This is a genomic window from Pseudomonas sp. K2I15, assembly GCF_002204795.1.
Taxonomy (GTDB): domain Bacteria; phylum Pseudomonadota; class Gammaproteobacteria; order Pseudomonadales; family Pseudomonadaceae; genus Aquipseudomonas.
Genome location: NZ_NIXO01000075.1, coordinates 1 through 22,533 on the forward strand (window position 1 = coordinate 1; position 22,533 = coordinate 22,533).

Sequence of the window (22,533 nt, forward strand, 5' to 3'; positions counted from 1 at the left end):
AGAACGGCTGCCAATGGCGACCTCGGTTGAAGATTACGAAGCGCTGTTACCGTGGAACTGCTCGCCGGCATCGCCTAGCTAGGCGCATTACCCATCTTGAAGTCGGTGGGGTTTATGGAGCGCTTACGATCAATTGTCATATATTTCCGTGTGTGGATGTCTGCTTTCTGGAACGTTAATTATCTTTTAGGTTACTCAGTTGGTGAGTGTCGGATCTCCCGATAACTTGCCAATGGCGCTTGCGCGTAAACAGTAACAACGATTGAGGTGATAACTATGTCTTTTAAAGTTCGGCCCACTTCGTCCTCGACGAATACGCCACCAGTAACCAATACGGGAGGGAGCAGGCACGCTGGCGGAGCAAATCCTCCGGTGGTGCGTACCGGTAGCCTCGGCAGTCCCCATGCTCAAAAGGGCTTCCCAAACAAAACCTCTCTAGGGAAAAACCCGGGCACAGAAAAAAATACAGCCCCAGCCAAACTCGACAAAACCAATACCTTTCAAACGCTGACACAACAAAAATTGATGAATCAAGGGACTGCCAACCGACCGTTCAAACCTCAGGTCAGCGCAAACCCGAAAGATATGGTGCAGGTGGCCCAAAACCTGATGGTTGCTGATCGCCTGGTCAAGGCCGGTGTGTTCAACACCTCGCCTGCCGCGTCGACGGTTGCTCGCGACGCCTTTGTCAGTGCGGGTATAAGCGGGCTGGTCAGCGCTCCGTTGAGTATTGGTACCTACGCAGGCTCGGTCTGGTCTGGCGAGACAATCAAAGCCCAGTTTTCAAACAATACGCCGCTGCTCCCTCCAGCTCACCAGCCTGCCCCCAGCAAGCAGGTGCCTGTCGCTCAAACCAACGAGACAGAACCGGTCGTTGCCGCGCAGGACTCCGAGGCGGGTACGACGGTCGCGCGTTTGGGGCTCGCCGAGCTGCGCATTGAGGTCATCGCCAACAATGTAATGGCAATGCGTCAGGGAACTGATGCTCCGGCACTGCAGATGAGCGACTCCTCATCGCGCACGCCCAGCGAACGACTGGAAACGCTTGAAGCCTTGTATAAGACTGCCGAGGAACAACTTAAAAGTCTGGGTGATGAACATGACATGCTGTTCCGGCCTTACATTGCCACTTCCGCAGAAGGCACTGACGAGAAAAGTCGTATGGACGTTATTGATAAAAAATTCGAAGCATTAAATAAGTTTGTAGGGAAGTTGTTGTACATGAAGACGGCGGATTTGCCGGCGGAGTCTTCCGAAGCAAAAGTCGTGTGACATAACCCGGCATAAACTTTCGAGTCATGGATGATGCTCATTCAAACTGGCGATAGGTCCGATGCCATGCATGTATCCTGTGGCAACGGACTTATTGAATGTTTCCCTACGCCCGGAGCGCTCTGACAGGCAATGGCGGCCAGCCCTCAAGGCCTGCGTCCTACAGCTAAAGAGTGCGATTTTCCCCTCCCTGCGCTAACCTGCCTCGATGTTTTACGAGGTCGACTATGCACATTCATATTCTCGGTATTTGCGGCACCTTCATGGGGTCGATGGCAGTCCTTGCCAAAGAACTGGGCCATCATGTTACTGGCTCCGATGCCAACGTTTACCCACCCATGAGCACGCAACTGCAGGCCCAAGGCATTGAGCTGACCCAGGGTTACGATCCGGCGCAATTCGACCCGGTCCCGGACCTGGTAGTGATCGGCAATGCCATGGTGCGTGGCAACCCGGCGGTCGAATATGTACTGAATAAAGGTTTGCCTTACGTGTCTGGCCCGCAATGGCTGGCAGACCACGTGTTGCAAGGTCGTTGGGTGCTTGCCGTTGCCGGTACCCACGGCAAGACCACCACCAGCAGCATGCTGGCTTGGGTGCTGGAGCATGCGGGCATGAGCCCGGGCTTCCTGATCGGCGGTGTGCCACAGAATTTCGCGGTGTCGGCGCGCCTCGGCGATACACCCTTTTTTGTCATCGAGGCGGATGAATACGACAGCGCATTCTTCGACAAGCGCTCCAAGTTCGTTCACTACCGCCCGCGCACGGCAATCCTGAACAACCTGGAGTACGATCACGCCGACATCTTCCCCGATCTGCCGGCCATCGAGCGACAGTTTCACCACTTGGTGCGCACCATCCCGAGCGAAGGCCTGGTGATTCACCCAACCACCGAACCCGCCTTGCAGCGAGTCATCGAGATGGGCTGCTGGACCCCGGTACAAACCACCGGCGCGGGCGGGCAGTGGCAGGTCAAGCTGCTGAGCGAAGACGGCTCCAAATTTGAAGTGTTGTTCGAAGGCCTCGTCCAGGGCATCGTCGATTGGGACATGACGGGCCAGCACAATGTCGCCAACGCCTTGGTCACCCTGGCCGCGGCGCGGCATGTGGGCGTGGTGCCGTCCATGGGCATCGCCGCCTTGAGCGCATTCAAGAGCGTCAAGCGGCGCATGGAAAAGGTCGCTGAAGTGAATGGGATTACCATCTACGACGACTTTGCCCACCACCCGACGGCCATTGCCACCACCCTGGATGGCTTACGCAAGCGCGTGGGCGACGCCCAAGTGATCGCGATTATCGAGCCGCGCTCCAACTCCATGAAGCTGGGCGCCCACCGCGATGGTTTGCCGGAAAGCGTCAACGATGCCGACCAAGTGGTCTGGTATGCACCGGCCAACCTCGGCTGGGACCTGCCCGCCATCGCCGCGTTGTGCACGGTGCCGTCCGTTTGCTGTGACTCTCTGCAAGGCATCATCGAGCAGGTGAAACATCAGGCCCGGCCCGGCACCCATGTGGTGATCATGAGCAACGGCGGCTTCGGCGGCCTGCACGGCAAGCTGGCAGAGGCGTTGAAATGAGCGGCCCGGAGCGCGTCACCCTGGCGATGACCGGTGCGTCCGGCGCACCGTATGGCTTGCGCCTGCTGGACTGCCTGGTGCGCGAAGACCGCGAGGTGCACTTCCTGATCTCCAAGGCCGCGCAACTGGTGCTGGCCACCGAGACTGATGTCGCGTTGCCGCCCAAGGTGCAGATGATGCAGGCCTTCCTCACCGAATACACCGGTGCGGCGGCGGGGCAGATCAAGGTTTATGGCAAGGAAGACTGGATGTCGCCGGTGGCTTCGGGCTCCGGTGCGCCGGCCGCGATGGTGGTGGTGCCGTGTTCCACCGGGACGCTGTCGGCGATCGCCACGGGTGCCTGCAACAACCTGATCGAGCGTGCGGCGGACGTGACCTTGAAGGAGCGCCGCCAGTTGATTCTGGTGCCGCGCGAGGCACCGTATTCGAGTATCCACCTGGAGCACATGCTCAAGCTGTCGAACATGGGCGTGACCATCCTGCCCGCATCGCCGGGCTTTTATCACCAGCCGCAAACCATCGATGACCTGGTGGACTTTGTGGTGGCGCGGATTCTCAACCTGCTGAATATCCCTCAAGACATGCTGCCGCGCTGGGGCGAACACCATTTGAGCAGTGATGAATAAACTATTGATGGTGTGGCTGGCGCTGCAACTGACCGGTTGCGCGACGGCGCGCACGCTGGACGCGGCGCAACCCGGGGCGCCGGTGGTGTATGCCGGGACGCGGCTGGATATGTATGCGATTCAGGGTGGGTGCTGCGCGATGGATCGCTTTGGGGCCGAGGCGCCGAGCTATCCCCATGTGGACCTGCCGGCAAGCGCCTTGCTCGATACGCTGCTGTTGCCGCTGTCGGTGTTGACGGTGTTAGGGGTTGGGTTTAACGCGACGGGCGGGTTGTAGATACGTAATCTCAGGAGTAACAGAAAGTCCAATGTGTGGGGCTTGCTCGCGAAAGCGGTGGTCCAGTCAACTGATGTATCGACTGACACTACGCTTTCGCGAGCAAGCCCGCTCCCACATTTTGATTGTGTCCTGCCTTGAAATACTGGTTATTTACCGAGTTTGCGTAATTCGTCCGACTCCACAACCCGCACCCCATCCTGCTCTTCCAGCGCCAGCCGCCACATCGCGCGCGCCAGTTCGCACACTTCAATGCCGTGATACTTGCCCGGAATCAGACGCGACAGCGGCCCGGCCAGTTGCTCGGCCAAGCGTGGCTCCAACCGCTCGCCCAGCAACAGCGAAGGCCGGACGATGGTCAACTGCGGCCAGCCCTGAGTCTTCAGCGCCTTTTCCATTTCGCCCTTGACGCGGTTGTAGAAGATCGAGGATTTCGGATCGGCGCCAATCGCGCTGATCACGATCAGGTGCCGCGCGCCCATTTCCCGCGCCCGCTTGGCAAAGGCCACGACCATGTCCAGGTCGACGGCGCGAAAGGCTTCTTCGGAACCGGCCTGTTTGATGGTGGTGCCCAGGCAGCAGAAGGCGATGTCTACCTGGCCGCTCAGCTGCGGCAGGAACACCGCCGGGTCGCCCACCGGGTTTTCCAGGTGTGGATGCTCGGCCAAAGGCTTGCGGCTGGGCGCCAGCACCCGGGTCACTGTCGGCTCGTTGAGCAGGCGGTCCAGCAGGTGTTCCCCGGTCAGGCCGGAGGCTCCGGCGAGCAAGATATGCTGAGGCGTCAGGTACATGGTGTTTCCCCCTAGATACAGTTTCAGCTTAGTTGCTCTTCGCTTCCTTGCTATTCATTGAGACGCTTTCCAGCGCTTTTCGTGCCTGCTGTTTGCGTAATAATTGCCAATGGGCAATCACGCCTTTGGGGGCCCAGATCTGTGGTTCGGAGGCTTCGAAGTTATCCGCCTGTTCGCGTTCGGCCACGTGGGTTTGCGCCAGTCTGAAGGCTTGCTGCAAATCGTCGGTCTGGTTGAAGGCCTGGGCGAAGAGGGCGTCGCCGAAGTAGGTGAAGTCGGCCTCTTCGGAGCAGCCGAACGACACGCGGTCGGCCCGCGAGGCGGTCATGATCAGGGTGTGCTCGTCTTTCAGGGCCGGAATGAAACCACCGGAATAGCAGGCCGAAATCACGATGATCTTGTCGCGGTTCTTCAGCGGTGCCAGCACGGCGGCCAGCTCATCGGCCGGCAGGTCGGCCAGTTCCATGCGCGGCTGGTCGAGCACCAGTTCGTGTTCGTGGGTACCGTGGCTGGTCAGGTAGATGAACACCAGGTCTTCGGGCCCGCTGCGTTCGGCCAGGGTCTGGACCGAGCGGCGCAGGCTTTCGCGGGTCGCCATCGGGCGGTCGGCGATATGATCGCGGTGGTTCACCAGGCGGATCTGGCCATAGGCGCCGAAGCGGGTAGCGAGCATGTTGCTGACGTAGTCGGCCTCACGCAGGAATACGCTTTGTTTGCCGTCGCCGGCCACCACCAGGGTGTACAGCTCCACCGCTTTGGTGGAGACGGGCACTGCAGCAAGCGCCGCATCGAGCAAGCGGCCCTGGGCCAGCAAGCCGGTTTCCAGCGGGTCGGGCAGCAACTTGCCATCGGCGTCGCGCACACGCATGCCGTTGGCCCAGGTACCGGCCTGCACGGTGCCGTCGGTGAGCACCAGGGTGCCTTGGCCTTGATAACTGTCGCTGTCGAAGCCGCCAATATAGAAGCTGCCATCAGTGAGGTTCAGGCGGCCGGAGCCTGTGAAGCGCCAGTCGACGAATTGGCCGACGTAGTGGCTGGCGTCGATACCAATCAGTTCGCCCTTGCCGCTGAGGGCGCCTTCCTTGAATTCGCCGATCCACACGTCGCCGTCGGCGTTTTCATAGCGGCCCTTGCCGTTGAGCTGGTTCTGTTTGAAGTGGCCGATGTACATGTCGCCGTCGGCGCTGTTGAAGGTGCCGTTGCCCTCCAGTTGGCCATCCACGAAGCGACCGCTGAACTGGTTGCCGCTGTCGTCGTTGCGCTGGCCTTCGCCGTTGGGTTTGCCGTGGGCGAACTGGCCCTGGTACTGGCTGCCGTCGGCCAGTTCGAGGCGGCCGAGGCCGGAATACTGGTCGTCCTTGAATTCGCCGCGATAGGTCATTTGCCCTTCTTTGAGGGTGCCTTCGCCGTTGCGTTTGCCTTGCTTGAAACCACCGACGTAGCTGTTGCCCGACGTGGTCAGGCTGCCCTGGCCGTCGAACAGGCCCTGCTGGAACTGGCCTTTATAGACCTCGCCGTTGCTGCCATGCCATTCGCCCTGGCCGTGCCACTGGCCTTTATCGAACTGGCCGGCGTACCAGCTGCCGTTGGGGTAATCCACCCGGCCCTGACCTTGCAGCAAGCCATTGATCACATCGCCACGGTAACGACCGCCATCGGGCAGCCGCGCGTCAGGCGGCAACAGCGATTCGCCGTCGCCGCACGCGGTGAGCAACAGGACAAGAGCAAGGGGGGCGAGTGGGCGCATAGCGGGATCCGGATAATTGAGCGCCGAGTATGCCGCAGCTGCAAGATCTATACATAAATTTACATGAATTGTGGTGAGCGGCCGGGCTCACCACAACAATGCTCAGACGAAGCAGAGTGACAACGACTCGGCTATATACGCAGGTTTTTCCTGGCCATCGATTTCCAGGGTGCAGGTGGCTTTAAGCAGCCATTGGCCGGGTTTTTTTTCGGTGGCGTCGGTCAGGGTCACGGCCAGGCGTACCTTGGAATCAACCTTCACCGGCTGGATGAAGCGCACGCTGTCCAAGCCATAGTTGACCGCCATCTTCAGGCCTTCGGGCATGATCAGGATGTCTTCGATCAGCTTGGGAATCAGCGACAGCGACAGGAAACCGTGGGCGATGGTGCCGCCAAACGGCGTCTGGGCGGCTTTCACCGGGTCGACGTGGATGAACTGAAAATCGCCGGTGGCCTCCGCGAACAGGTTGATGCGCTCCTGGTCGATGGTGAGCCATGCAGAACGTCCCAGTTCCTTGCCGACATAATTCTTGAGTTGCGCTACGGGTACTGAGGGCATTGCGACTCTCCTTGGTTCATCATTTTGTATTTTTGGGCAGGTCCAGAGAACCAATGTAGATCATCACGGGCACTTGGTACGGTCAACCCACCATGCTTTTGGCGAATGCCGTTCCATAGAGGCGGCGTGCTTATAATGCCGACACGCTTTAAGGGGGGAAAACGGATGCTGTTACGCGGTCTGACATGGCTGGTGCTGTTTCAATTGCTCGGCACGGCGATCAATCATTTGTTTGTCCCGGTGTTGCCGGGGCCGATTATTGGGTTGCTGCTGATGCTGGCTTTCTTGATATGGCGCGGCGAAGTCGGCGAGCCCCTGAGCCTGGCGGCCAGCAGTCTGCTGCGTTACTTGCCGTTACTACTGGTGCCGCCGGCGGTGGGTGTGATGGTGTATGCCAAAGACATCGCCGCCGACTTCTGGGCCATCGTCGGCGCGTTGGTGTTGTCGCTGGTGATCGCCATGGGCTTTGTCGGCGTGTTGATGCAAAAACTGGTCAAGCGCCAGGCGCAGCGGGAGGAGAGCCAATGACACTGGATTGGCAGGGCGCCTGGACCGCCGTGATTCATCACCCCTTGTTTGGCATCGGCATCACCCTCGGCGCCTATCAACTGGTGCTGGCCGGTTATGAGAAAACCCGCTGGATTTTCCTGCAACCGGTGCTGGTGTCGATGCTGCTGGTGATTGGCGTGCTGCTCGGGTGTGGCCTGACGTACGTCGAGTACCGCAAGAGCACCGAGATCATGAGCATCCTGCTGGGCCCGGCGACGGTAGCCCTGGCGGTGCCGCTTTACCTGAATCTGCGACGGATTCGCCAATTGTTCTGGCCGATTTTTACTACGCTGGTAGTGGGAGGTGTCTTGGCCACCGGTCTGTGCGTGCTGTTGGGCTGGTGGTTTGGCGCGGAACACATGATGCTGATGACCATGGCGCCCAAGTCTGTGACGTCGCCGATTGCGATGCTGGTGGCTGAGCAGATCGGTGGCGTGGCGGCATTGGCGGCGGTTTTTGTGCTGATCACCGGGGTGATCGGCGCCATGATCGGGCCGGCCTATTTGTCACGCCTGGGCGTGCACAGCCCCGAGGCGCGCGGGATGGCGCTGGGCATGACCGCTCACGCCGTGGGTACGTCGGTGGCCTTGCAGGAAAGCGAAGAAACCGGCGCCTTTGCGGCGCTGGCCATGAGTTTGATGGGCGTGGCCACGGCAGTATTCTTGCCGTTGGCCGTGTCGCTGGTTATTTAAGTCGGGTTTAAGGAAACCTTTATGAGTCTGGCGCTTTTCCCGCTCAATACCGTGCTGTTTCCCGGGTGCACCCTCGACCTGCAATTGTTCGAGGTGCGCTACCTGGACATGATCAGCCGCTGCATGAAAAAGGGCGAAAGCTTTGGCGTGGTGTGCATCCTCGACGGCAAGGAAGTGGGGCTGGCCCCGGACGGCTACGCGTTGATTGGCTGCGAAGCGCTGATTCGCGACTTCAAGCAGCAGGACAATGGCCTGTTGGGCATTCGGGTCGAGGGTGGCCGGCGTTTCCGTGTTCGCGACGCCGGAGTGCAGAAGGACCAACTGCTGGTGGCCGAGGTGCAGTGGCTGGACGAGCACCCCGAGCAGCCGCTTGAAGAGGAAGACGCCGACTTGCTGGCGCTGCTCCACGCCCTGGCTGAGCACCCGATGGTTGCGTCCCTGGACATGGGCACCCACGCAGATGGCCAGCAAGCGTTGGGCAATCAGCTGGCGTACCTGCTGCCTTTCACCGAGGCTGACAAGATCGACCTGCTGCAACTCGACGACCCGCAGCAACGGCTGGATGCGATTCAGCTATTGCTGGATGAGCTGCAGGGCGAACTGTTTACTCAGTAGGCATACCTGAGCAACGCGTGGGAAGTGCCGGTAAACGCGATGACGCCGAGCACCACGCCACACACCGGCAAGATCAACCACCAGACTTTCGGCGGCATAGGCGGCAACAGGCTGTTGCGCTGGCTTAAGGTCAGGCTGAAGGCGCAGACCGTCATCGCCAGCAAGGTGCCCGCCAGGATATCCGTCGGCCAATGCGCGCCCAGGTACACCCGGGACACGGCGATGGTGGCGGCGGGGATGCAACCCAGCACCAGCCAGGTCAAGCGCAGGCGGGTCGGTTGACCACGGCCGGCCAGCACGGCCAGCGCCAAAAAGAACGCAAACGAGCCGGACGCATGGCCGCTGGGCATGCTGAAGCTGGTGAGTGGGTCGGTCAGTACTTCCGGGCGCATCCGCGCAAAAAACAGCTTGGTCCCGGTGTTGATCAGCGCCGCGCCCAGCAGAGTGGCACCGACAAAGATTGCCTGGCGCCATTGCCGCGCCACGACCAGCAGGCCGGTCAACACGGCGCTGGCGACAAACATCTTCTTGAACTCGCCGAGCTGGGTCACCATCACCATCGCCCGGTCGATCGCCGGGCCGCGGTGTTCCTGCACCAGGGCCATCAGGCCTTGGTCAAACTCGTTCAGGTAGTGATAGCCGATAAACAGCGCGATCAGCAGCGTGCCGCCGATGCAGCCGATCCACAGCGTGGCGCGCCGGTGCCCGCGCAGGCTGCTGTTGAGGCTCACCCCGATCAATACCGCGAGGCACGCGGCAACAATCCCGGCCTCGGGCCAGAAGCCTTCGGGCAATGGCAGGCGGAAGGCCGCACCGGTGGCCCAGCCCGGCAGCAGGTAGGCCACTGACCAGCCCGCGCCGGCCAGCAAGCTCACGGCGGCAAAGCGCGGGAAGGGCATGTCGCACATGCCCGCGACCATCGGCAGCATTGGTCGTAGCGGGCCGATGAAGCGTCCTACCAGCAGGCTGGCGATGCCGTACTTCTGAAAGTAAGCCTCGGCGCCGCTCATCCATTCAGGGTGATGCCGCAGGCCAGGAAGGCGCCGGATGTTCTGATGGAAATGTCGACCCAGGAAGTAGGAAACAACATCGCCCAGCACGCCGCCGAGGAAGCCCAGCAACAGCGTTTCCCCAAGGGACAACGCGCCGCTGCCGGCCAGTGCGGCGATGGCGAACAGCAACACCGTGCCCGGTACGATCAGGCCGGCAATGGCCAGGCACTCCACGCACGCCACGATAAACACCGCCACGGCCAGCCATTGCGGGTTCAGGGTCAGCCAGCCGGTAATGCCATCGAGCCATGGGCCCATAAAAACAAACTCCTTTTGTGAACACTGACCCCCTGTAGGAGCGAGCTTGCTCGCGATGGTCGTTAACGATTGCGCGGGCTTTCGGGTTTAACGCGGCGCTCTCAGGTTTTTCGCGAGCAAGCTCGCTCCTACAGAGGACTTGTATATTTCAAATCAAAAAATAGTCGCGACCTTCGACCTGGCCCCGGCGCAGCGGGTTCCGTGTGCAATATGGCGCATAGCCGGCATCCACAAAGCGGTACATCAGGTGTTCATCGCGCCCGCCCGGAATGCCCAGGCGGGTGGTCTGAATAATCTGTTCGGGCGCCAGGCCCACGTCTTCGACATACAGCCGCTCCTGATCAAAGCGCTTGGCGTCCCACATCGGCACCTTCAAACCCAAGGCCTTGCACAGCAGGGTCTGGCCCGCGCACAGCTTTTGCGAGGGGCGCGGCCGGCCGCTGGCGTCCGGGTTGTTCAGCAGCATCTGCGCCAGGCTGGCCGGGCCGGACACTTCGTCGACCCACGGATAGGCCGATTTGATCAGCACCGCGTTGCCCGGGCCATGGGCGCTGAAGTTCAGCGAATCACCGCCACGGGCGTAGTACATATAGATGTGGCCGCCATCCAGAAACAAAGCCTTACGCTTTTCTGTGTAGCCCAGGGACGCGTGGCTGCCTTTTTCGGCGAGGTAATAGGCTTCGGTTTCGATAATTCGCGCCGACAGCCACAAATCACCGACGCGATGGCGAATGACTTTTCCCAGCAGTTCCCGCGCGAGCAGCTGCGCGTCACGGTCAAAAAAGCCGTCGGGCAGGGCGTTGGCGGGGATCAAGGGCGAAAAACTGGACATGGCGATCAAAGGTAATACGGCTAAATGTGACAGGATGATAACAACTCCAGCCTTAATTCCCGCTGAACGTCGGGTTTTTACAGTTCATTTCGACCATCCGCCCCTCACCGCTGTCAGTCGCGCTGCGTCACAGCTATAATCTGCCGCTTTCCTCTTTGCCAAGACCCCACCAGACCATGACTGAGTCCGTTCTTGACTACATGACCCGCCTGGGTCGCGCTGCCCGTCAGGCCTCGCGGTTGATCGCCCGTGCGAGCACCGCGCAGAAGAACCGTGCCTTGCTGGCTGCCGCCGACGCTCTGGATGCTTCGCGCTCCGAGCTGACGGCCGCCAATGAACTGGATTTGGCCAATGGCCGGGCCAATGGTCTGGAGCCTGCGTTGCTGGACCGCCTGGCGCTGACGCCGGAACGTATCGACGACATGATCGAAGGTTTGCGTCAGGTGGCCAAGCTGCCTGACCCCATCGGTGAAATCCGCGACATGCGTTACCTGCCATCGGGCATTCAGGTTGGCAAGATGCGCGTGCCCCTGGGCGTGATCGGCATCATCTATGAGTCGCGCCCGAACGTGACCATCGACGCCGCGAGCCTGTGCCTCAAGTCCGGCAACGCCACCATCCTGCGGGGCGGTTCCGAGGCCATCAATTCCAACCGTGCCATCGCTGCGTGCATTCAGCAGGGCCTGGCCGTGGCCGAATTGCCGGCCGAAGTGGTGCAAGTGGTCGAAACCACTGACCGCGCCGCCGTTGGCGCGCTGATCACCATGCCTGAATTCGTTGATGTGATCGTTCCGCGCGGCGGCAAGAGCCTGATCGAGCGCGTTAGCCGTGATGCCAAGGTGCCCGTTATCAAGCACCTGGACGGCGTCTGCCACGTGTTCATCGACATCGCCGCCGACCTCGACAAGGCGATCCGCATCGCCGACAACGCCAAGACCCACCGCTACGCCCCGTGCAACACCATGGAAACCCTGTTGGTGCACGCCGGCATTGCCGATCGCGTGCTGCCGCCGCTGGCTGCCATCTACCGTGACAAGGGCGTTGAGCTGCGCGGTTGCGAGCGTACCCGGGCGATCCTCGGCAGCGACGTGATCGAAGCCACCGAGCAAGACTGGTACACCGAATACACGGCGCCGATCCTCTCGATCCGCATCGTCGACGACCTGGACCAGGCCATCGACCACATCAACCACTACGGCTCCAAGCACACCGACGCTATTGTCACCGAGCATTTCAGCGATGCCCGGCGTTTCCTCAACGAAGTGGATTCCGCTTCGGTGATGGTCAACGCCTCGACGCGTTTTGCCGACGGCTTCGAGTATGGCCTGGGGGCGGAGATCGGTATCTCTACCGACAAGCTCCACGCACGCGGCCCGGTTGGCCTGGAAGGGCTGACCAGCGAGAAGTACGTGGTGTTCGGTGACGGTCATGTGCGCACTTGATGGGTAAACGCATCGGGCTGCTCGGCGGCACCTTCGACCCCGTGCACATCGGCCATTTGCGCAGTGCACTGGAAGTCGCGGACGCCCTTGGGCTGGATGAACTGCGCCTGGCACCGAATGCCCGGCCGCCGCATCGCGACACGCCGCAGGTGTCTGCGCAGCAGCGCCTGGAGATGGTCCGCCTCGCTGTGGCCGGCATTGCACCGCTGGTGGTGGACGACCGCGAACTCAAGCGCGACAAACCGTCCTACACTGTCGACACCCTGGAACTGATGCGGGCCGAGTTGGCCGCGGATGACCAGTTATTTCTACTTTTGGGCTGGGACGCGTTTTGCGGCCTGCCCACTTGGCACCGCTGGGAAGAGTTGCTCCAGCATTGCCACATCCTGGTGCTGCAACGCCCGGATGCCGACGCAGAATCGCCGGATGCCTTGCGCAACCTGCTGGCAGCGCGGTCGGTAAGTGACCCTTTGGCCCTGACCGGGCCGAGCGGGAATATTGCATTCGTCTGGCAAACCCCGCTTGCGGTGTCTGCCACCCAGATCCGTCAACTGCTGGCCAGCGGGAAGTCGGTACGTTTCCTGGTGCCTGACGCGGTCCTGGCCTACATCGATGCGCACGGGCTTTACCGTGCGTCGAACTGAAAAGGCGCGCTTGATCGCACGAACATTCGTGCAGCGAGCGCCCGAACATACGAGCAAAACGAGTTTTATATGACGAACAAAGACGTAAGCAAAGTTAAGCGCAAAGGCACGTTCAAGAGCGCTCCTCTGCCAGTAGAAGCCCACACCGGCCCTGAGCTGGCCGGCGAAGAGCTGGTCAAGGTCGCCGTGGCTGCCCTGGAAGACGTGAAGGCCCAGGACATTCAAGTCCTGGACGTGCGCGACAAGCAGAGCATCACCGACTTCATGATCATCGCCACCGGTACCTCCAACCGTCAGATCGGCGCGATGCTGGACAAGGTTCGCGAAGCAGTCAAAGCCCAGGGCGTCAAGCCATTGGGTGAAGAAGGCAAGGGCGACAGCGACTGGGTGCTGCTGGACATGGACGACGTGATCGTTCACATGATGACCAGCAACGCCCGTCAGTTCTACGACCTGGAGCGTCTGTGGAAAGGCGCCGAGCAGAGCCGTGCTGCTGATGGCAAGCACCACAGCCCGGAAGTCGGCCACGCGCACTTCGACAAGCTCAACAAAGACCAGGAATAAGGAACGGCTGTGCGCCTGCGTCTGATCGCTGTCGGTTCACGCATGCCCAAGTGGGTGGAAGAAGGCTGGCATGAATATGCCAAGCGCCTGCCATCCGAATTGGCGCTGGAACTGGTAGAAATACCGCTCAACACCCGGGGCAAGAATGCCGACGTGGCCCGCTTTATCCGTCAGGAAGGCGAAGCCATGTTGGCCAAGGTCGGGCCCAACGAGCGGATCGTGACCCTCGAAGTGCATGGCAAGCCCTGGAGCACCGAGCAGTTGGCGGTGGAGCTGGATCGCTGGCGCCTGGATTCGCGTACGGTGAACTTCATGGTCGGCGGCCCCGAAGGGCTGGCACCGGAAGTGTGCGCGCGGGCGGACCAGCGCTGGTCGCTGTCGCCCCTGACACTGCCGCACCCGTTGGTAAGAATCCTGATCGGTGAACAGCTGTATCGCGCCTGGACAGTTCTGTCCGGGCACCCTTACCACAAATAATCTGCGCCTTTCCCGATGACCCAGCCGATCCGCATCAAGGACCACGAGAAAGACGCACGTCTGGTACGCGCTCGGGTGGTATTTGGCGCGATCATGGTGTCGACGCTGTTTGCGGTGCTGATTGCCCGCCTGTATTTCCTGCAGGTGATCCAGTACGACTATCACTCCACATTGTCGGAAAACAACCGGGTGCACGTGCAGCCGATTCCGCCGACCCGTGGGCTGATTTTCGACCGCAATGGCGTGGTGGTAGCGGATAACCGGCCCAGCTTCAGCCTGAGCATGACCCGCGAGCGCTCCGGCGACTGGCAGCAAATCCTCGATGTGATCGTCGAAGTGCTGCAACTGACGCCGGAAGACCGGGTGATCTTCGAAAAACGCATGAAGCAGGGGCGCCGGCCGTTCGAGCCGGTGCCGATCCTGTTCGAGCTGACCGAAGAGCAGATCGCCCGGATCGCGGTGAACCAGTTCCGGCTGCCGGGTGTGGAAGTCGTGGCGCAGTTGGTGCGTCATTACCCACAAGGGGCGCACTTCGCGCATTCGGTCGGCTACATGGGCCGGATCAACGAGAAAGAGCTCAAGACCCTCGACCCGGTCAACTACAGCGGCACCCACCATATCGGCAAGACCGGCATCGAGCGTTTCTACGAGCCGGAACTGCACGGCCAGGTGGGTTACGAGGAAGTCGAGACCAACGCCCGTGGCCGCGTGCTGCGGGTGCTCAAGCGCACCGACCCGGTTCCCGGCAAGGACATCGTGCTGAGCCTGGACATCAAGTTGCAGGAAGCGGCGGAGATGGCCCTGGGTGGTCGCCGGGGTGCCGTGGTGGCGCTGGACCCGAGCACTGGCGAGGTGTTGGCGATGGTCAGCCAGCCGAGTTTCGACCCGAATCTGTTTGTCACCGGGATCAGCTTCAAGGCCTACGCCGAGCTGCGTGATTCCATCGACCGGCCGCTGTTCAACCGCGTGCTGCGCGGCCTGTATCCACCGGGCTCGACCATCAAGCCGGCGGTGGCGATTGCCGGCCTGGACTCGGGCGTGGTCACGGCGTCGAGCCGCGTGTTCGACCCCGGCTACTACATGCTGCCCAACTACGATCACAAATACCGTAACTGGAACCGCACCGGCGATGGCTATGTGGACCTGGACACGGCGATCATGCGTTCCAACGACACCTACTTCTATGACCTGGCGCACAAGCTGGGGATTGATCGGCTGTCGACCTACATGGGCAAGTTCGGCCTCGGTCAGAAAGTCTCCCTGGACATGTTCGAAGAATCGCCGGGCCTGATGCCGTCCCGCGAGTGGAAGCGTGCGACGCGTCGCCAGGCGTGGTTCCCGGGTGAAACCCTGATTTTGGGGATCGGCCAGGGCTATATGCAGGCCACGCCGCTGCAACTGGCTCAGGCCACGGCGCTGGTGGCCAACAAGGGTGTGTGGAACCGTCCGCATTTGGCCAAGACCATCGAGGGCGAACGCCCGGTGGATGAAAACCCGATTCCCGACATTGTGCTGCGTGACCCGTCCGACTGGACCAAGGTCAACCATGGCATGCAGCAAGTGATGCACGGCGCCCGGGGTACCGCGCGTAAAGCGGCGGTGGGTGCGCAGTACCGGATTGCCGGCAAGAGTGGTACGGCCCAGGTGGTCGCGATCAAGCAGGGCGAGAAATACGACCGATCCAAAGTTCAGGAACGCCACCGCGACCACGCCTTGTTCGTCGGCTTTGCCCCGGCTGACAACCCGAAAATCGCCGTGGCGGTGATGGTCGAGAACGGTGAATCCGGTTCCGGCGTGGCAGCGCCCGTGGTACGTCAAATCATGGATGCCTGGCTGTTGACCGAAGACGGCAAGCTCAAGCCCGAATATGGCGGCACCCCTTCAAGCGTGGAGGCTACGGCCCGTGAAGAGTAATTTTGATCGCATCCTCTCCAGCGAGGATGTGATGCGCCGTCGCGCTACCTTGTTACAGCGCATGCACATTGATGGCCCGTTGCTGATCCTGCTGCTGACCCTGGCCGCCGGCAGCCTGTTCGTCCTGTATTCGGCCAGTGGCAAGAACTGGGACCTGCTGATCAAGCAGGCGTCCTCGTTTGGCCTGGGCCTGTTGTCGATGGTGGTGATCGCGCAGCTGGAACCGCGCTTCATGGCGCGCTGGGTGCCACTGGGTTACGTCGCCGGCGTGTTGCTGCTGGTGGTGGTGGACGTCATGGGTCACAACGCCATGGGCGCCACACGCTGGATTAACATCCCGGGGGTGATTCGTTTCCAGCCGTCGGAATTCATGAAGATTTTGATGCCGGCAACCATCGCCTGGTACCTGTCAAAACGCACACTGCCACCCCAGCTCAAGCACGTGGGCATCAGCCTGATCTTGATCGGCGTACCGTTTATCCTGATCGTGCGCCAGCCCGACCTCGGCACCTCGCTGCTGATCCTCGCGGGCGGCGCGTTCGTGCTGTTCATGGGCGGCCTGCGCTGGCGCTGGATCCTCAGCGTGCTGGCAGCGGCCGTGCCGGTGGCCGTGGCCATGTGGTTCTTCTTCATGCACGACTATCAGAAGCAGCGAATCCTCACGTTCCTCGACCCGGAGAGCGACCCGCTGGGCACCGGCTGGAACATCATCCAGTCCAAGGCCGCTATCGGCTCCGGCGGCGTATTCGGCAAGGGCTGGCTGCTGGGCACCCAGTCGCACCTGGACTTTTTGCCGGAAAGCCACACCGACTTTATTATCGCGGTGATGGGCGAGGAGTTCGGGCTGGTGGGCATCTGCGCACTGCTGCTGATCTACCTGCTGCTGATCGGTCGCGGCCTGGTGATTACCGCCCAGGCGCAAACGCTGTTCGGCAAATTGCTCGCCGGCAGCCTCACCATGACGTTTTTTGTTTACGTTTTCGTCAACATCGGTATGGTCAGTGGCCTGTTGCCGGTGGTTGGGGTGCCGTTGCCGTTCATTAGCTACGGCGGAACTTCGCTGGTGACATTGATGTCAGCGTTTGGGGTTTTGATGTCGATCCATACCCATCGCAAGTGGATCGCACAGGTTTGAATAAGGTGAAGATGTCAATGCAAGTAATGCGCGGCTGGGCTGCTCGGCACGTGTCCTGGATGGGCCTGCTGGGCCTGCTGGGAGCCGCTGTGCAGGAAGCGCAGGCCGGCGACTACGACGGTTCGCCCCAGGTCGCCGAGTTTGTCGGTGAGATGACCCGTGACTATGGTTTCGCCGGTGAACAACTGATGGGTGTGTTCCGTGAGGCCCAGCGCAAGCAGGCCATCCTCGATGCCATCTCCCGGCCCGCCGAACGCGTGAAGCAGTGGAAGGAATATCGCCCTATGTTCCTCACCGACGCCCGCGTGGCGCGTGGCGTGGACTTCTGGCGCCAGCACGAAGCCGTGTTGGCCCGCGCCGAGCAGGAATACGGCGTTCCGGCCCAGGTGATTGTGGCGATCATCGGCATCGAAACCTTCTACGGCCGCAACACCGGCAGCTACCGGGTGATCGACGCCTTGTCGACCCTGGGCTTCGATTACCCGCCGCGCGCCGAATTCTTCCGCAAGGAACTGCGCGAGTTCCTGCTGCTGGCCCGTGAAGAACAGGTCGACCCGTTGACCCTCAAGGGCTCCTACGCCGGTGCCATGGGCTTGCCGCAGTTCATGCCGAGCAGCTTTCGGGCGTATGCCGTGGATTTCGACGGTGACGGCCATATCAATATCTGGAGCAACCCCGATGATGCCATCGGCAGCGTTGCCAGCTACTTCAAGCGTCACGGCTGGGTAGCGGGCGAACCGGTAGTGATACGTGCCGATGTCACTGGCGACCGTGCCGACGAAGGCCTGACCCAGGGTATCGAACCGGTCAAGACGGTCGGGGAGTTGCGGGCGCTGGGCTGGTCGGGTCAGAATGCGCCACGCGATGATATGCCGGTGACAGCGTTCCGCCTCGAAGGCGAAAACGGCCCGGAATATTGGATGGGCCTGAAGAATTTCTACGCAATCACGCGTTATAACCGCAGTGTGATGTACGCCATGGCCGTGCATCAGCTGTCAGACATGCTGGTCCAAGCACGGGGCGTCAAGTAATGCCGGTATCACCGATGTACAAACCCCTGAAGCTGGTGGCCTACGCCGCATTGTCGTTATTGGTGGTCAGTTGCTCCACCAGTCGTGCCCCCGTGCAAAAAGCCGGCGGCACCGCGATCCGCTCCCAACCGGGGCTGGATATCAACCGCGCCCACAAAGACGGCGCGCCGTGGTGGGATGTGGATGTCTCGAAAATCCCGGATGCCACGCCGACCCTGCACACCGGCCCTTACAAGGCCAACCCCTATACCGTGCTGGGTAAAAATTACTTTCCGCTGCAAGACTCCAAGACCTATGTCCAGTCGGGCACTGCGTCCTGGTACGGGACCAAATTCCATGGCCAGAACACCGCCAACGGCGAAGTGTATGACCTGTACGGCATGAGCGCGGCCCACAAGACCTTGCCGTTGCCCAGCTATGTACGCGTGACCAACCTGGACAACAACCGCATGGTGATCCTGCGGGTCAACGACCGTGGGCCGTTCTATTCGGACCGGATCATCGACTTGTCCTACGCCGCCGCGAAGAAACTCGGGTATGCCGAGATCGGCACGGCACGCGTGAAGGTTGAAGGTATCGACCCGGCCCAGTACTGGGCCCAGCGTGGCAAGCCGGCGCCGTTGATGCTCAACGAACCGCAAACCCCGCAACCGCAAGTGACCGCATCCGCCGGCAAGATCGAGCAGTGGACACCGCCACCGGCGCAGCACGCTCCCGACACGGTGGTCATACCGCATGCAGCACCGGGAGCCTCGACCGTGGGCGGCCAGTACCTGCAAGTTGGCGCTTTCGCCAACCCGGACGCGGCAGAGCTGTTAAGGTCCAAGCTCAGCGGGATGGTCAACGCGCCGGTGTTCATCAGCTCTATTGTGCGTAACCAGCAGACCCTGCACCGAGTGCGCATGGGCCCGATCGGAACGCCTGGCGAAGTTGCGCAAGTGCAGAACAGTGTGCGTATGGCCAACCTGGGGCAACCCAGCGTGGTCACCGCCGAATAAGCAGTACAAAGGATTGATGGCTCAGGCTCGCATGCGGGTTTGAGCCCTGGTTGTTGGCTCGTGAACAATAAAAACCCAGGGGCAAGGGGTGGGCGTACAACCGAACACGCGACAGTCTGGCGACGGGCTGTCTGAATAGTTTTGCCCGCGAGGGCAAGTTTCCATAAGCAATTTCGAGAGACGGATGAACATCACCACCTTAGCCAAACGCCTGTGCCTGCTAGTTCCGCTGATCATCACCCCTGCCGCCTGGGCAGTGGAAATGGTGCCGGCTTCACCGCAACTGGCCGCCAAGGCCTGGGTGCTCATGGATGCCGCCAGCGGTAACGTGCTGGTGGAGAACAACGGTGACCAGCGCCTGCCCCCAGCCAGCCTGACCAAGCTGATGACCGCCTACATCGCGACCCTGGAAATCCGTCGCGGCCAGATCGGTGAAAACGATCCGGTGACCGTCAGCGAAAACGCCTGGCGTACCGGCGGTTCGCGGATGTTCATCAAGGTTGGCTCGCAGGTCACGGTCAGCGACCTGCTGCACGGCATCATCATCCAGTCGGGTAACGACGCCAGCGTGGCTCTGTCCGAGCACATTGCCGGCAGCGAAGACGCGTTCGCCGACATGATGAACAAAACCGTGGCCGACCTGGGCATGACCAACAGCCACTTCATGAACCCGACCGGCCTGCCGAACCCGGAGCACTACTCGTCGGCGCACGACATGGCGATCCTGGCGCGCGCGATCATTCGTGTCGACCCGGTGCACTACGCGATCTACTCCCAGAAAGAGTTCTTCTGGAACAACATCAAGCAGCCTAACCGCAACCTGTTGCTGTGGCGTGACAAGACCGTCGATGGTCTGAAAACCGGCCACACCGAAGAAGCCGGCTACTGCATGGTGTCGTCTGCTGTGCGTGATGGCCAGCGTCTGATTGCCGTGGTATTCGGTACCAACAGCGAGCAGGCCCGTGCAGCCGAGACGCAGAAGCTGCTGACCTATGGCTTCCGTTTCTTCGAAACCCAGACCTTCTATCAGAAAGGCACCGAGCTGGCTCAAGCCCCTGTGTGGAAAGGCGCGACCCATCAAGTCAAGGCCGGCCTGGCTGAAGACCTGACCCTGACCATGCCTAAAGGCCAGCTCAAGAAGCTCGCGGCCAGCATGACCATGAACCCGCAATTGGTTGCACCGATCGCCAAGGGCGATGTCATCGGTAAAGTCGAAGTGAAGCTGGACGACAAGGTGGTGCACAGCGCCGACCTGATCGCTCTGGACGCCGTCGACGAAGGTGGTATCTTCCGACGCGTGTGGGATAGCATCCGTCTATTCTTCTACAGCTTGTTCAACTGATAGTGTGCACCTGCATGACCCCGCGCTGATCCGGCGCGGGGTTATGCCCGTCGCCACGGCTTACGCTTACGAGGCCGTTACGCCATGACCGATACCGAAGTAAAGGCGCCAAAGATCGAATTCCCAAACGTGGACTATCCCGTCAAGGTGATCAGCGATACGGGTGTGGGCAACAAAGACAAGATCATCGAGATCGTCAAGAAACACGCAACGATCAACCATGACCGTGTGGATGAGCGTCAAAGCACCAACGGCAAGTACACCACCATTCAGTTGCACATCGTTGCGACTGACCAGGACCAGCTCTACAACATCAATAGCGAATTGCGGGCTACCGGCTTCGTGCACATGGTGTTGTGATGTCACAGACCCTGGGCTTTCGCGAGCTCGGCCAAATGGCATACGAGCCGGTGTGGCACGCCATGCAACGGTTCACCAACGAGCGCGGTACTGAAGCTGCGGATGAAATCTGGCTGGTGGAGCACCCGCCGGTTTTCACCCAGGGCCAGGCCGGCAAGGCCGAGCATTTGCTGCTGCCGGGAGAAATCCCGGTGGTGCAGGTCGACCGCGGCGGGCAGGTGACTTACCATGGCCCAGGCCAATTGGTGGCTTATCTGTTGCTGGACGTGCGCAGGCTGGGTTTTGGCGTGCGTGAACTGGTCAGTCGCATGGAGTCATGCCTGATCGAGCTGCTGGCCAGCTACGGTGTAACCGCAGCGGCCAAGCCGGATGCACCGGGGGTTTACGTAGAGGGCGCGAAAATCGCCTCCCTGGGCCTGCGGATTCGCCACGGTTGTTCCTTTCATGGCCTGGCCTTGAACGTGGACATGGACCTGGCGCCGTTTCGACGGATCAATCCCTGTGGTTACGCCGGTTTGGCGATGACCCAGTTGAGCGATCACGCAACACCACTAGAATTTGCCGAGGTAAGTGCCCGGCTGCGCGCGCAGCTCGTCAAACACCTCGACTATGCTGAGCAGACGACCCTAACGGGCGGAATCGACTGATTATGACTACTGATGCTGTGCAAACCATGATCCCGACGCTGGATGTCACCGAGCGTCCGGCCCCGCGTGCCAAGGTAGAAGCCGGCGTCAAGCTGCGCGGCGCCGAGAAGGTTGCACGCATCCCGGTGAAGATCATTCCGACCACCGAACTGCCGAAAAAGCCTGACTGGATTCGCGTGCGCATCCCGGTTTCGCCGGAAGTCGACCGCATCAAGGCCCTGCTGCGCAAACACAAGCTGCACAGCGTGTGCGAAGAAGCGTCCTGCCCGAACCTGGGCGAGTGCTTCTCCGGCGGCACCGCCACCTTCATGATCATGGGTGACATCTGCACCCGTCGTTGCCCGTTCTGCGACGTTGGCCACGGCCGGCCGAAGCCACTGGACGTCAACGAGCCGCAAAGCCTGGCTATCGCCATTGCCGACCTGAAGCTCAAGTATGTAGTCATCACCTCGGTAGACCGCGACGACCTGCGTGACGGCGGTGCCCAGCACTTTGCCGACTGCATCCGCGAGATCCGCAAGCTGTCGCCGAACGTGATGCTCGAAACCCTGGTGCCGGACTACCGTGGCCGTATGGACGTAGCGCTGGAAATCACCGCTGCCGAGCCGCCGGATGTGTTCAACCACAACCTGGAAACCGTGCCGCGCCTTTACAAGGCTGCGCGTCCAGGTTCGGACTACCAGTGGTCGCTGACCCTGCTGCAACGCTTCAAGCAGATGATGCCGCACATTCCGACCAAATCCGGCCTGATGCTGGGCCTGGGCGAAACCGACGAAGAAGTCATCGAAGTCATGAAGCGCATGCGCGAACACGACATCGACATGCTGACCCTCGGCCAGTACCTGCAGCCGTCCCGCAGCCACTTGCCGGTACAGCGCTTCGTGCACCCGGACGTATTCGCCTGGTTTGCCGAAGAAGGCTACAAGATGGGCTTCAAGAACGTCGCTTCCGGCCCGCTGGTACGTTCCTCGTACCACGCCGATGAGCAGGCGAAACTGGTCAAGGCCAGCCTGGTTTCCTGATACACGGAATGCCGGACACTGCGAGCCCCATGTGGGAGCGGGCTTGCTCGCGAATGCAATCGGTCAGTCAAAGCACTAGTGACTGACACACCGCATTCGCGAGCAAGCCCG

24 protein-coding genes are annotated in these 22,533 nt (G+C 61.0%); 19 read left to right on the forward strand and 5 right to left on the reverse strand.

The genetic code is table 11. The annotated features are described in order from the left end of the window. Nucleotides 1–372: 372 nt before the first annotated feature. The 4 genes from CEC48_RS27785 (at nt 373) to CEC48_RS27800 (ending at nt 3,752) form a co-directional block, all read left to right on the forward strand. On the forward strand, nt 373–1,272 hold the full coding sequence (locus CEC48_RS27785; protein WP_256579789.1) for a hypothetical protein: 900 nt from the start codon (nt 373–375) through the stop codon (nt 1,270–1,272). Nucleotides 1,273–1,499: 227 nt separating this feature from the next. Further along, nucleotides 1,500–2,849, forward strand: coding sequence for a UDP-N-acetylmuramate:L-alanyl-gamma-D-glutamyl-meso-diaminopimelate ligase (gene mpl / locus CEC48_RS27790; RefSeq protein WP_088426631.1), 1,350 nt, complete (start codon nt 1,500–1,502; stop codon nt 2,847–2,849). Beyond that, nucleotides 2,846–3,475: a flavin prenyltransferase UbiX gene (ubiX, locus tag CEC48_RS27795; protein ID WP_003219402.1), complete on the forward strand. Its 630-nt coding sequence runs from the start codon at nt 2,846–2,848 to the stop codon at nt 3,473–3,475. The genes mpl and ubiX overlap by 4 nt, the downstream gene beginning before the upstream one ends. Beyond that, nucleotides 3,468–3,752: a YceK/YidQ family lipoprotein gene (locus CEC48_RS27800; RefSeq protein WP_088426632.1), complete on the forward strand. Its 285-nt coding sequence runs from the start codon at nt 3,468–3,470 to the stop codon at nt 3,750–3,752. Before ubiX ends, CEC48_RS27800 begins: the two co-directional genes overlap by 8 nt. Nucleotides 3,753–3,901: 149 nt before the next feature. Here the strand turns inward: CEC48_RS27800 and CEC48_RS27805 are convergent, their stop codons facing one another. The 3 genes from CEC48_RS27805 to CEC48_RS27815 form a co-directional block, all read right to left on the reverse strand. After that, nucleotides 3,902–4,543, reverse strand: a complete 642-nt coding sequence (locus tag CEC48_RS27805) for an oxidoreductase (protein WP_088426633.1) — start codon at nt 4,541–4,543, stop codon at nt 3,902–3,904. Nucleotides 4,544–4,571: 28 nt separating this feature from the next. Continuing rightward, on the reverse strand, nt 4,572–6,290 hold the full coding sequence (locus CEC48_RS27810; RefSeq protein ID WP_088426634.1) for a C13 family peptidase: 1,719 nt from the start codon (nt 6,288–6,290) through the stop codon (nt 4,572–4,574). A gap of 102 nt (nt 6,291–6,392) precedes the next feature. Further along, nucleotides 6,393–6,848 carry a MaoC family dehydratase gene (locus CEC48_RS27815; RefSeq protein WP_088426635.1) on the reverse strand — a complete coding sequence of 152 codons (456 nt, stop codon included), beginning with the start codon at nt 6,846–6,848 and terminating at the stop codon, nt 6,393–6,395. A 165-nt stretch (nt 6,849–7,013) separates the two neighbouring features. Here CEC48_RS27815 and CEC48_RS27820 point away from each other — a divergent pair, with 165 nt between their 5' ends. Genes CEC48_RS27820 through CEC48_RS27830 form a run of 3 tightly spaced genes read left to right on the forward strand, consistent with a single transcriptional unit; the run spans nt 7,014 to nt 8,704 of the window. Continuing rightward, the gene (locus CEC48_RS27820) at nt 7,014–7,376 is read left to right on the forward strand and encodes a CidA/LrgA family protein (RefSeq protein ID WP_088426636.1); all 363 of its coding nucleotides are present in this window, start codon (nt 7,014–7,016) and stop codon (nt 7,374–7,376) included. Continuing rightward, complete coding sequence (locus tag CEC48_RS27825) at nt 7,373–8,089, forward strand: LrgB family protein (RefSeq protein ID WP_088426637.1); 717 nt, start codon at nt 7,373–7,375, stop codon at nt 8,087–8,089. The genes CEC48_RS27820 and CEC48_RS27825 overlap by 4 nt, the downstream gene beginning before the upstream one ends. A 21-nt stretch (nt 8,090–8,110) precedes the next feature. Then, nucleotides 8,111–8,704, forward strand: coding sequence for an LON peptidase substrate-binding domain-containing protein (locus CEC48_RS27830; protein ID WP_088426638.1), 594 nt, complete (start codon nt 8,111–8,113; stop codon nt 8,702–8,704). On the opposite strand, the gene CEC48_RS27835 is transcribed toward CEC48_RS27830, so the two are convergent. Together CEC48_RS27835 and CEC48_RS27840 are read right to left on the reverse strand one after the other, a co-directional pair. Continuing rightward, nucleotides 8,698–10,014 carry a bifunctional DedA family/phosphatase PAP2 family protein gene (locus tag CEC48_RS27835; RefSeq protein WP_088426639.1) on the reverse strand — a complete coding sequence of 439 codons (1,317 nt, stop codon included), beginning with the start codon at nt 10,012–10,014 and terminating at the stop codon, nt 8,698–8,700. The two genes, CEC48_RS27830 and CEC48_RS27835, sit on opposite strands and share 7 nt — an antisense overlap. A 148-nt stretch (nt 10,015–10,162) precedes the next feature. Then, nucleotides 10,163–10,846, reverse strand: a complete 684-nt coding sequence (locus CEC48_RS27840; RefSeq protein ID WP_088426640.1) for a DNA-3-methyladenine glycosylase — start codon at nt 10,844–10,846, stop codon at nt 10,163–10,165. Nucleotides 10,847–11,022: 176 nt separating this feature from the next. Between CEC48_RS27840 and CEC48_RS27845 the strand changes: the two genes are divergently transcribed. The 12 genes from CEC48_RS27845 to lipA all read left to right on the forward strand — a co-directional run bounded on the left by CEC48_RS27845 (nt 11,023) and on the right by lipA (nt 22,422). Continuing rightward, the gene (locus CEC48_RS27845; RefSeq protein ID WP_088426641.1) at nt 11,023–12,288 is read left to right on the forward strand and encodes a glutamate-5-semialdehyde dehydrogenase; all 1,266 of its coding nucleotides are present in this window, start codon (nt 11,023–11,025) and stop codon (nt 12,286–12,288) included. Then, a complete protein-coding gene (nadD, locus tag CEC48_RS27850) occupies nt 12,288–12,932 on the forward strand; it encodes a nicotinate-nucleotide adenylyltransferase (protein ID WP_003215431.1) in 645 nt (214 codons plus the stop codon). Before CEC48_RS27845 ends, nadD begins: the two co-directional genes overlap by 1 nt. 69 nt (nt 12,933–13,001) lie before the next feature. After that, complete coding sequence (gene rsfS / locus CEC48_RS27855; RefSeq protein WP_003215432.1) at nt 13,002–13,496, forward strand: ribosome silencing factor; 495 nt, start codon at nt 13,002–13,004, stop codon at nt 13,494–13,496. A 9-nt stretch (nt 13,497–13,505) separates the two neighbouring features. After that, nucleotides 13,506–13,973 (forward strand): 23S rRNA (pseudouridine(1915)-N(3))-methyltransferase RlmH, encoded by a 468-nt coding sequence (rlmH, locus tag CEC48_RS27860; RefSeq protein ID WP_003185785.1) that lies wholly within the window; start codon nt 13,506–13,508, stop codon nt 13,971–13,973. Between the two features lie 15 nt (nt 13,974–13,988). Further along, nucleotides 13,989–15,887 carry a penicillin-binding protein 2 gene (mrdA, locus tag CEC48_RS27865; protein ID WP_088426642.1) on the forward strand — a complete coding sequence of 633 codons (1,899 nt, stop codon included), beginning with the start codon at nt 13,989–13,991 and terminating at the stop codon, nt 15,885–15,887. A gap of 31 nt (nt 15,888–15,918) precedes the next feature. Continuing rightward, nucleotides 15,919–17,022: a rod shape-determining protein RodA gene (gene rodA / locus CEC48_RS27870; protein WP_050543221.1), complete on the forward strand. Its 1,104-nt coding sequence runs from the start codon at nt 15,919–15,921 to the stop codon at nt 17,020–17,022. Between the two features lie 17 nt (nt 17,023–17,039). Continuing rightward, entirely contained in the window at nt 17,040–18,053 is a 1,014-nt protein-coding gene (mltB, locus tag CEC48_RS27875) for a lytic murein transglycosylase B (RefSeq protein ID WP_088426643.1), read from the forward strand. Beyond that, complete coding sequence (locus CEC48_RS27880; protein WP_088426644.1) at nt 18,053–19,051, forward strand: septal ring lytic transglycosylase RlpA family protein; 999 nt, start codon at nt 18,053–18,055, stop codon at nt 19,049–19,051. The genes mltB and CEC48_RS27880 overlap by 1 nt, the downstream gene beginning before the upstream one ends. A 184-nt stretch (nt 19,052–19,235) precedes the next feature. Further along, complete coding sequence (locus tag CEC48_RS27885) at nt 19,236–20,393, forward strand: D-alanyl-D-alanine carboxypeptidase family protein (RefSeq protein ID WP_088426645.1); 1,158 nt, start codon at nt 19,236–19,238, stop codon at nt 20,391–20,393. Between the two features lie 84 nt (nt 20,394–20,477). Beyond that, entirely contained in the window at nt 20,478–20,753 is a 276-nt protein-coding gene (locus CEC48_RS27890; protein WP_003215438.1) for a DUF493 domain-containing protein, read from the forward strand. After that, nucleotides 20,753–21,400 carry a lipoyl(octanoyl) transferase LipB gene (gene lipB, locus CEC48_RS27895; protein ID WP_088426646.1) on the forward strand — a complete coding sequence of 216 codons (648 nt, stop codon included), beginning with the start codon at nt 20,753–20,755 and terminating at the stop codon, nt 21,398–21,400. The genes CEC48_RS27890 and lipB overlap by 1 nt, the downstream gene beginning before the upstream one ends. Before the next feature lie 2 nt (nt 21,401–21,402). Next, nucleotides 21,403–22,422, forward strand: coding sequence for a lipoyl synthase (lipA, locus tag CEC48_RS27900; protein ID WP_088426647.1), 1,020 nt, complete (start codon nt 21,403–21,405; stop codon nt 22,420–22,422). The last annotated feature ends 111 nt before the right edge of the window (nt 22,423–22,533 follow it).